This window comes from Wolbachia endosymbiont of Oryzaephilus surinamensis, assembly GCF_025617515.1.
Classification (GTDB): Bacteria; Pseudomonadota; Alphaproteobacteria; order Rickettsiales; family Anaplasmataceae; genus Wolbachia.
The window spans coordinates 1,377,850-1,389,007 of record NZ_CP092526.1; the positions used below are offsets into that span (position 1 = coordinate 1,377,850).

Annotated in this window: 7 protein-coding genes; 1 reads left to right on the plus strand and 6 read right to left on the minus strand. The window is 34.2% G+C overall.

Annotation, left to right across the window (positions count from 1 at the left end; translation table 11 throughout):
* Positions 1-33: 33 nt before the first annotated feature.
* Positions 34-564, plus strand: coding sequence for a hypothetical protein (locus MJ631_RS06435; protein ID WP_214303240.1), 531 nt, complete (start codon positions 34-36; stop codon positions 562-564).
* A gap of 484 nt (positions 565-1,048) precedes the next feature.
* Here MJ631_RS06435 and MJ631_RS06440 read toward each other — a convergent pair whose 3' ends face one another.
* The 6 genes from MJ631_RS06440 to MJ631_RS06465 all read right to left on the minus strand — a co-directional run bounded on the left by MJ631_RS06440 (position 1,049) and on the right by MJ631_RS06465 (position 11,154).
* On the minus strand, positions 1,049-1,195 hold the full coding sequence (locus MJ631_RS06440) for a hypothetical protein (RefSeq protein WP_164819305.1): 147 nt from the start codon (positions 1,193-1,195) through the stop codon (positions 1,049-1,051).
* Positions 1,196-1,282: 87 nt separating this feature from the next.
* Positions 1,283-1,831, minus strand: coding sequence for a 16S rRNA (guanine(966)-N(2))-methyltransferase RsmD (rsmD, locus tag MJ631_RS06445; protein WP_007302024.1), 549 nt, complete (start codon positions 1,829-1,831; stop codon positions 1,283-1,285).
* Positions 1,832-1,935: 104 nt separating this feature from the next.
* Positions 1,936-2,565, minus strand: a complete 630-nt coding sequence (locus MJ631_RS06450) for a WD_0853 family protein (RefSeq protein ID WP_012481862.1) — start codon at positions 2,563-2,565, stop codon at positions 1,936-1,938.
* Positions 2,549-5,803 carry a TrbL/VirB6 family protein gene (locus MJ631_RS06455; RefSeq protein WP_214303239.1) on the minus strand — a complete coding sequence of 1,085 codons (3,255 nt, stop codon included), beginning with the start codon at positions 5,801-5,803 and terminating at the stop codon, positions 2,549-2,551. The genes MJ631_RS06450 and MJ631_RS06455 overlap by 17 nt, the downstream gene beginning before the upstream one ends.
* 81 nt (positions 5,804-5,884) lie before the next feature.
* Positions 5,885-8,785 (minus strand): TrbL/VirB6 family protein, encoded by a 2,901-nt coding sequence (locus MJ631_RS06460; protein ID WP_214303238.1) that lies wholly within the window; start codon positions 8,783-8,785, stop codon positions 5,885-5,887.
* Positions 8,782-11,154: a TrbL/VirB6 family protein gene (locus tag MJ631_RS06465; protein ID WP_052264801.1), complete on the minus strand. Its 2,373-nt coding sequence runs from the start codon at positions 11,152-11,154 to the stop codon at positions 8,782-8,784. The genes MJ631_RS06460 and MJ631_RS06465 overlap by 4 nt, the downstream gene beginning before the upstream one ends.
* Positions 11,155-11,158 lie beyond the last annotated feature (4 nt).

Sequence of the window (11,158 nt, forward strand, 5' to 3'; positions counted from 1 at the left end):
AAGGTAATTATTTTTTATTTTTAGAGGGGTAATATGTCAAGTTTATTCAAGAATTTTAGTAGATATGCTAAGTTCGGAGATATTCCTAGAAAAAGCGTTGAAGGTAACGAAGTTCCACAAAATAGTTTCTATAAGTCCGTTTATTATATTAATAGTGTTATTGAGCCAGTGAAAAATGTAGCTTTTGGTAGTTTGAGGTGTCATTCTCTGACTTATCTTACTACTTATACATTAGCTAATATAGCCCTACAACCTTTATATCTAGCATTGGCGTATCTATCATATTGGCCGGCAAAAGGGTTAGCGAAAGTAACAGATGGTTGTGATCTTAAGTACAGTACAAAATCGTTGATAGATTATTCATCCATGTTGTCAGGTAAGGCACGTGTCCATAGTAGTGCATTAGCTCAATTTGTTAACACAGTTTTGAGTTATGTTGTTAGTGCTGTTATTTGGGCTGCTGCGCTCGTTGTTACGCCACTCGTTTGGACTATTGATAAAGTAGCAAGTAAGTTTAGTGATGCAAACGCTGAAGGTGTTGGTAGTCCTTCTTTGTCAAAATAGATAGCCTACCAAGTGCATGTGAAACCATTGTATCTGTGTGGCAAAATAAAGTAGACGAGATAAAGACACCTATAGAAGCAAGAGGATGTCATGCAAGTAGCTGACACTGGCATCCCGATACAATGTTGAACACTTTTTTTTGCCTTTCGAGAGTAAGTTCTTTCAATCGAAACACTATATGTACGTTATCATCGTCAATTTCAATGCGTTGAACTAACTTTCTTATTATATCAAGTTTAGTTTCATAGTCTGCTTGATTAAGCTCTCTCAGAGGAAAAACTTTCTACACTGTTTGTGATAAAATCTAATTCTCTCTGTAGACTCTTTTCATCGATAGCTTCTTCCCTTTGATCTCTGATTCCTTTAACTCCTTTTCCATGCTCTCAACTTCTAAGTCATACTTTTCCTTCGTTATATGACCCCTTGCATATACATAAGCTAATTTTTCTATACCTTGTTCTATTTTACTTGCACGCTTTTCAAGTTAATCCTTTGCTTGCGTACTTTCATGTTTTACGAGTCTGAGCTGATATTCCTTAGTCATTGCCTCTGGTTCTTTGAGTACCATCTTCATTTCTTTCCATACTGCTTCTTCTAGTATATCAACTCGTATTGATTTGCTGTTACACACCGTATTCCCACCAAAACGAATTGATTTTTTCTTTCAGTCCTCGGAAAAATCTTACTTAGCTTAGCTATAGATGTTTACAAAAGAAATTCAAGTGAGTGAAGAAAGAAAAATTATTTTTGCAATACCGTAGGTACGCTCCACAATTATATTGAAGTTTTTATTGCACTCAAAACCTTCATTTTTCCTCATTTCTAGAATTATTAACGCATTATCATTTAACCAGCCTGAGTGAGCTAACTCGTCTAAAGTTGAGTTAACCAGATTGATATTATAAGGTGGGTCCATAAAAACTATATCGCACTTTGAAATAGGTCTTGGTAATCCGTTAGCATTGCAACAAATTAACGTGATATCGTTCGTAATTCCAAAATCTTCTGCTGTTTTTTTAGGCAGTTGCAAATTGTAATAATCTGAATCTACCATGAATGCATGTTTAGCACCTCGAGAAAGTGCTTCAAATGAAAAAGAGCCACTTCCGCAGAATAAATCAAGTACATTTAGGTTATAAATAGGTTTTCTTGAAGAAAGTATACTAAATATTGCTTCTCGGACACTACTCATAGTGGGCCGTGCAGCTAAATTCTTGCCTGTAGTTATTTTTCTTCCACGATATTTACCCGCAATAACACGTAACATATAAAACAAGTTCGAAGTTAACTAATTATTTATAATACACATTTAATGTCAACATAGCTTCAGCAGTCTAATAGAAAGAAGTTTGCTTGTGGAGGAACGCAAGATCAATCGCTTTTCTTTGATTTATTTTCTATACTGATTGCACGACCAATCTCGTCTTGTAAATCATCATGGTTGTTTTTTTCATCATGACCCATCCCTTCAATTCTACTTTCTAACTCTAACTTAATTAAAGTATTGATTTTCTCTATACTATCGAGGAAATTGTGATACTCTTCATCACTATATTCCTCACCAGATGCTTTTTTTTCTATAAATAGATTTTTGAACCCTATTAGATCAGAACTCTGATCGGCATTCAACACAATATTTCTCTCTATAAAACTAAGATCTGATAGTAACAAACTAACCTCTAATAGATCTTCACTTTCAATGTTTGCAAGATTATCAAGATCGTCTAAAATAGAGAACATCTTAAGCTCCTTCTGTGCAATTTCTTTGTCTTCTTTGTCAAATTCTGACGATAGCCCTTTATCATCTATAAGTCTCTCATTCAGAGCTTTATTTAGCTTTGAAAGACTAACATCACCTTGCTTAGTGCTATCTAGTAACAAATCTACCCTCGCTCTGCGCGCATTTAAAACATCATTGTAATCGTTTAACTTGATATTACCATCTTCGTCTTGCTGAAGACCATAATAACTTAGCCCTTTGAAATTACGATTCTTCATCATTCTCTATGTTCTCATTCCTTTCATTATCTTGACGCTCTCTATCTTCTCCGGCACGTATAGCTTCTGTAGTGTTTTTTAGGGTTTCTGGTTCCGTACCTAATTTTCGATTTGATTGATTAGGCTTATTTTCTTTTGATGATTCATCTTCTTCTGGTTCTCTCTTGCGGCCAATAGTGTAGTCATGAAGCTTCTCAAGAAATTCCCGTCTATATGTTTTTGCTCTATAGAGTAGATTATGCTGGTAACCATCCTTTTCTCCTGTAGCAGGGTTAATTCCTATAGAGTCGAGACCATGTTCCCAAGTAAACTTCATAGCATCTTCTATTGTATAGCCCAAATGTGATCCTACATATCCTTTATAATATTCTAAATATTTATCAATTCTTCTATGTGCAATATCTTCTTTATCAATTCCAAACGCCCTGTAGATTTTTTCCTCAAGCTTATCAACATCATTTTTAGGTGATGTTGCAAATTTTGTTGCTTCAATAGTAGCACCTACAAGCTTACGTGGCACATTAATAGCATATTTCAGCACACCCCCAACTCCTGGTATTCTACCTAGCAAATTAGCTGTACCTCCAGCTAATCTGTCCGGTACATGAGTAGCCCAATTACCTAAAGACTCTAGCCCTCCACCAATTTTATCTTGCATCTGTTGTTTTAATCCCTGCATTAAACCAGTCACAGGTGATGCTTGATACATACTAGATATATTGTAAACACCAAACCCACCACCGGCAATGCTTGAGCCCATCTGTTGTACAAACTCCTTCAAAGAAAACATCAAAAACGAAAGCAAGAACAATACAAAGATCTCTCCTGCGTTGATTAAATAACCTCTCTGTATGTCTTGCACCCTTTGGTAATCACTATTTTCTTTATAATTTTTGCAATCCTCACAATCTTTACATTTCTGACAGTATTCACTGTTGGGATCCTTATATAAATCATGAAGTTTCAGTATTCTACAACCTTGTTTTTTTATCGCACTCCGCACTAAAGATCTTATTTCATTAATTATTTCCCTATAACTATTGCATTTATTTATATCTTGACAGTAGCGTTTTATTATTTCACTAACATCACCTATCCTTTTCTCTATATTGTTGATCAGTAATATAATGTCAGCCCTCTCTGATGCATGAGATAAACTATTTGTTAAGCGTACTAGATCTTTTGCACTACAGCCATTACTAACTATCATATCACTTTCCGCAATATAGTGGTCTGCTGGATTATCTTTAGTTCCAGGAATTGGATTAAAGAAAGGATAATCTATATAACGAAAACCTTTATTAATGTAATCTGGTGGAAGAGGGATATATCCAGCGCCACCAGTAAACTTTACTGTACCACCTATTCTGCTTAGTTTTTCTATACCTTCTATATTCTTATCTACGTTCAATGTAGAAGCCTCTCCAATAGCATAAGGTACAAAAATTTGCCCTGGAGTCCAGCTAAAGTATTCTTTATCAATTATACAAAAACCACCAAATACCCATTTTGGAGCACATAACTTTATTTCAAGCCATTTATTATAGCACACAGTAAAGCCTAACTGTTTATAAAAGGTATTCATTATCATCGCAGCAAGTAATGACAGCAGGGTAAATATCATAATTGATTGCAAACAGAAACTAATACAGAATTTTATCCAACCCTCAAATAGACTTTTCAGTGGTGAAAATAAAATAGAGATTAGGAATAGCGGCATTATAGCTACAAGAAAAGCTATACCCATAAAACCAGAAAGGAATATTATGTAAGCATACATACACAGCAGGAAATATAAGACAATCCCTATAAAAATTGCCGGTATCATAAGGAGACTTGCCCACATTTGATAATGTAAAAATGCTGCAAACTTTTTCCAAACAGAGTAAGCAAAAAACTTATTAAACATATCCTCCATGAAGCTAAACAATTTAGCTTCATTTCCTTGAGCAACGTTTGAATTACCTCCGGTGTTCATGTTGGGAGCAAAATTAGTAATTATGCTTATCAATTGTTCAAGACCTTTAACAAATAAAACAAGAAAATGATCATAGAAAAATCTAAAACTTCCAGGAGATATAAGCACTATTACTAGAGTGATTTTCATCATTCTGATGAGCATATCATGCTTAGTTTCTCTTATCATTCCAAAAAGATAAAGAAGCGATGAAATCACTATAAATAGAACAAGCAAGGAAAGAACAAAATTGTGAAAGCTCGTACTTTTTTCAGCTATATTTTCGAACATCGCCTGTGCAGCTGCAGGATCATTGCTATCAAAATGCTTTTTACAATTTTCGTTAATCAATAATACACATTTTAGATAGTTATAAATGTAATCAAAAAATCCAAAGTTACTTGGTTTCTGCACTCCGCTCAAAAATTCAAAAGAGTAGCCACCTGCATTATCTAGATAATATCTATCTAATATCTTTACATATATTTTCCATCCTTTTTCTAACCTCACCGTATTACAACTCCTGTCCTGTAATGTGGTGTTATCTCTGTCTAAAGTAAAAAGCCCACTTCCATCTTCCGCTACGGAATTGTAACCTAGATGTACAGTAGGAGACTCAGGGTTACGCATGGATTTTAAATTTTCGTTAGGACTAGAATCGCTAGGCCTTTTAAATAAAAGATAAGCACCATGGCCGTTAGTAAACCAACATGGAGCACCACGTGATACTGTATTTGCGCTATCATCTTCATTAATGCACTTGCACTTTACAGTGCAACTTTCTTTAGGCTTACTTGAAAATTTTTGTATGCTAGGTTTATAATCATTACAAACTAAGTGAAAGTCAGGCAGACTGTTGTCACCTTTCCCTCTTTCAAATTTGGTTGCATATTTTAACTGCTCCAAACTTTCCAAACTATAACTACTTTGAGATTTCTTCTTATTACTATTGCTCCAAGATGTCCATGCACCATTTACTCGTACTACTAAACTATCTCCATTGGTTTCAAGGCCGGTATCCTTCCACTTCACTACTTGATTAGGGTGAAAACCATAATTGATTTCTCCGGTTTCAGGATCAATAGGTTCTCCACTTTCACCTTCTGGAAAAAACGCATCATGACCGATTGGAAAATGAGCACCAATTGCAATGGGTTCAGGACCAAAATAATCAGCAGATATACATCTTGGAAAAGGCATATCATTCTTACTACAACCTGTAACCAGAACACAGATTACCAAAATTAATAACCTAAACCAACATTTGCCTAAGCGTGATTGCATACCTAAACTTTTTCCAATACAGAATAAATTTCTAAAACCTTACTTCAAATATCTTTTTAATTAGTTACTCCATATATCTCATCAATCTTCCTTGACTTGTCCTTTTGTTTTATCAGAATCCTTTTGCTTATCTGGCTGGCTTAGTGTTTCAGATTTGCTCATTTCTCTGCCAGCACTCCCTTTCCCATCTGCTTGCTTTGGTGTATCAGGCAATTTAGCTTCAATTTTGCTACGATCTTTACTCATTCCCTGCTTGATGTTATGTATCATATTTTGGGTTCTATCATCAAGGCCAACAGTTGACAGCATAGCTTGTGATGCGCTCCTAGAAATATGACTAACACTTTGAGCAACTCCATAACCAGAGCTGAACAACGCCTGCGCCATAGTTTCTGATATAGAAACAAAAGCTTCCATTGCACTAGCAATGATGAGATATATAAATGCCTGGATTAGATCTATAGGTAATGCTGCAAAGTGCCCACCAGCCCTTTCTCCAGTACTGAGCGCAACATCAACACTAGTACCAGGACTATACCCAAGAGGTAATATTGATTTCATAAGACACAGATCATACGATAAAAAATTTACACTAATTAAGCATTGATAGCATGCAGAAAAATTTGTGAGGTTGTATAGAACTGAATACATTAACTGGTTTAAAAGAGACAAGGATGAAAATAAAATGACTGGTTGCAATGAAACATGAGCCAGCGTTTTTATCCAATTATCAAATAATGTTTTAGTTTGTTGAAATAGAATAAATACGATAAATAAAGGTGCCAATGACAATAAAAATGCCACTAAAACAGTAGATATTACATACTTAAACGTAGCACTAATAATGCATCTTAAAAACACAAAAGTAGCATAAAGTATTGCCAAAAATGCAATAAAGCCAAAAGGTCCTGATAGCATTAAAGATAAAAATTTCAGCCATGTTTCTCCTGTAAATAATACTCCGGCTGTTAAATCTAAGAATGCAAATTTTTTACCTCCTTCTCCTATATAGCCAGAAAAACTATCAACTAAATAAATGCTACCCTCAACAAAAAGCCCAGACAAAGTTGTACCAAAGAATTCCCAACTTCTATCACTAAAAGCAAAAGCTATAAATGCTATTTTGAATATTCTTATAATACAATCGAATTTACTTAATTGTATTGTTCCAAGCATATAGCCAACAACAGTAAATATAACGTATAGAATAAGCAAAGCTCTTATTCCTTGTAGAAGCCCCTTTCTATATCCTTCATATGGAATTTTAATTCCGTCTTCACTCCCGTCTGTTATGAAATCAAAAATCTTGTTTACAGTTGATGAAATAAAATCGTTTATTTTTCTTTTTAAAAATAAATTTACTGTGTATTTGTTATCTTCATAATATTTGCTATCTTTGTCCGTAATATCATCTTTCTCTACGTTTTCTACATTAATACCAAAATATATTTTCTTAGACTCTTCATTTACCAAATGACTTCCATCTATTATGTAATAGTCTACATTATCCTCTGTTATTTTATCCAACCTCTTTACTTTTTTGAAATCATTAGTCTTTCGAGCAGATGGATCCCTTGGCGGATTATCACCTAAGTACACATACAATTTTTTACCACCATCAAAGTTACATGATCTAGTTACTTCAACATGATATCCACCTCTATGAAGTTGGTAGTTGCCATTACTTGCTATAGCAAGCATCACACTACTACCAGGTGTTATACCTTTTATTTTATAATCATGATTTAATCTCAGAGAGTAATCTTCAAATTTATAATTAATCTGTGAACATACATTATCTCCTTTCGCACCTTTCTCATTTGGAAAACATTGAATACCTTTAGCAGTATCCTGATCATCAAAATCGCCAATTTTTGCAACAAGAGCTTCGGCCCAAGAAATATCTCCTCTGTCCTCTTTGAAGTTTAATTTAGAATTTGATATTAAATTAATGTCAATCTGCTTAGAATCCCTCTTATTTTCTTCAATCTTTTTTAGTTCATCCTCAATACGTTTAAGGTGAGAATACATGTCACATGTATTTCCTTTATCATACTTCTCATACCTTATAGAAGAGACGCAATTCTCCCCTATACCTTTTGCGTTGTAACATATATTCTGATAGTAACAATTAAGTTCATAAGAACTGTATTTGTTCAGCTCATTAAAATCACACCTTTTCCCATTACATAATTCATTCAGTCCTATTTTAGTTCGTCGTAGATCTAACAACGCACCATTTATCCATGAATTTTGAATATAATCCTTATTAAAATGTACCTTATTATCATATGGAGTGTAGCCATTGCCAACTAGCACTCTTCTTTTATTCATTTCTTCTTTATTCAGCGGCGGAAATTCTACTACAGTTCTTTTACCACTTTCTCCACAAAAGAACTTTCCTCCGTTTAGCATGTCTCTTATTGTAGCTCTATCTTTTTCATCCCCTTTTTCAGTTCTATAGCAATTATCATCAAAACTGATACCTTTTCCTTGTGGATTGTCATAATCAATCGTTATCTCTCTGGGAACTAAGCTAAAGCTTAACTTATCACCAGGATTTGCTTTAATTCCAGTATCTACATAACGTCTATTGCTATAGAATTCATTATTTCCAAAGCCTATATCCCCACATATTTCTCGTTCATCAAGACTAGCATTATCAGTTAACTTATTACTGTAATTTGGTATTAAATCATTAGCACAAAATACAGCGGGCACAAGTACTCTCTTTGGATTTTTCCCTTCTTTAAGAGGACAAAAATTTACTGACCCACCAAGAGTAAATTTGATTTTCTCATCCTTGCTAATTACTTGACCAGAATCAACCCAATGAATTTTAACTCCTTCGCCAGCTTCACGAACTGGAACATCTATACTGACACTAGTATTTCTGCTCTGCAGCCCAGGTTCAACACAATCCATTGTGCAGCCAGTAATTACAAGACATAGTATCAATAATAATGATTTTCTGCTCATCATTGATTTCCTGTGTTTGTCGGTATTTTAGGTGCTGATCTTTGAGCTGATTGTGGTATTTGAGGTCTTCGACTTGGTGTACCAGATTGCTGACCTGCTCTTCTTTGGATACTTTGTTCATCTAAACCTACTGTTCCCATTAAGCTTTGCTGATATTGCCTTCCTGGTTCGCTTGCCACATAAACACCAAACAACGAATCAGATATTGTTGAAGATGCCTCAACTAAAGCTTTCATAGCATGTCCCAAAATCACAAAAGCCATCATAGCGGTGATATTAGGTGCATGTTTGGAAGCATAACCATAAATAATACAAGGATTAAAAATCTTTAAGTTAAGATTAAGTATACATGTAGGACAGACCTCAAAATTAAAGACCGAATACACAATATAATCCATAACCTGGCTTATTAATGATATAAAAATTAAAAGCACTACCGGATGAATTGCAAATCTTGCTAAATTTTTGACCCAATTGTGAAACATCTGTCTAGTATATCCAAATAGAAGGCAAATAATAAAAAGAGGCGCCAAGGAAAGCAATAATGCAACTATTGCTATAGATGTGATAAAAGAAAATAAGGCGTTAAACATCGATAAGCTCACTGTTATCAAACCCCAAATCACCAAGCAAAACGATACAATACCCAAAGGACCGGAGAATATAAGAGATACTATTAGTAACACTGAGTGTGCTGATAAAAACCTATTGAGCGGTAAATCAAGAAATTCAAAAACATTTGATGTTGTACCTCTGAAATTTGCTATTTCTATTAACTGTTTTGGAGCATTAACAAAAATAGAAAATGCATTGTTATAAAAAAAACTCCAACTGTTATCGTTCAGCAATTGGGTAATAACTCCTATCTTTACACATATAATTAAAAATTCATATATAGAAGCATGAGACAATCCAAAAAAGTAATAAAGGGTGTATAAAACTATATATAATACTAATAACGACACTATTGTAGATCTGATGGTATTTGTTCTATTTGATGCTACAAAACTTTGATAAAGAGACTTCACAGGGCTAGTATCAGAGTGAATCGCGTTAGTGTCTTTGTAGCTAGAACCGAAAAATGCAGTTTTTACTTTTTCATCAAAAAAATTATATATCGCACTAAAAGTTCTTACAGGTGGCTCTTTAGTTGTAAGGTTAATACTAAACTGACCCTCATTTTTCTTATAATCACAGCCATGATCTCTTATTCCGTAATATATAGTGCCACTCTTGTCTTTTAGCTTTTCTTTTAATCTTTCCATATACTCAGTATTATGAACTTCACTGATATCCACAGGTATATCCCCCAGAATTTCACCAGGATTGTGCTCAGGAAACTTATCAGAAACATGTATATATAAGTTGTTTTTTAGACTATGGTTCTTCGTTACTCTTATATTGAAACCACCCTTGCCCTTACCATCACCTAAACTAAAAGTTAACTCTGGTTTTGGATGGTTACGATCTATCTTATGATCACAGTTAATACATATACCGCCTCCTGGAATGTGTTCAAATTCCTCATTATCCATGTGAACACGTAATAGTGTAATGTCAGTTTTTACCCGTTTTTCCTTTAATACGTTATCAATAATTTCAGCAATAACAGATTCACCTCTAGAATTTAAAGTATTGAATATCTCACCTTCTATACTATTGTATTCAATATATACGCAACCTTTTTCTCCGCTGCCGAAAGAAAATTTACATATACGTCCACAGAGTAAATTTAAAATGCGCGTATCTATCTTACTTGCACTGCTCTCTGAAAGCTTGCTACAGTCTACATTTTCCCCTTGCTGTTTTATAGAGTCGATGACATTTCTAATTTCCTCTCTTTCACTTTGATCTAATTCTGAAGACCAGTACTCTTTTCCATTTAACCATTGTGCATTGCCTATTTCATATTTATTAGGACATATTTCACCTTGACACTTCTCTTGATTTAAAACATGTGAAAAATACTCCTTTTCCCCTTCACTGCAATTTTCGTCAATTTTTTTGCAGGTGACCATGCCATTATTGTTTTTACACATTTTACTTCCAACAACACTAAAGCTTATCGCATCGCCAGCTTTAAGCGCAAACGGTAATGTAACGTTTCTTACTCCAGGTTCAATTGCAAAATCTTTATATTGCGAACAAAAATTAACCTTATTAGGTACTATATTAATCTCTGTTACTTTTATTTTATCCGAAATATAGACTCCAGAATCAACCCATTTCTGCTCTGTTGACACTATATCCAATTTCTCACGCAAGCCTGATGAATCTTCTGGCTTAATACACCCGCACCCAGATAATAAAAAGAGTATCACAAAACTTATGCATAGCTTAACCAAATTTTGGTTGCTCAAATGTTCAAACATCTGT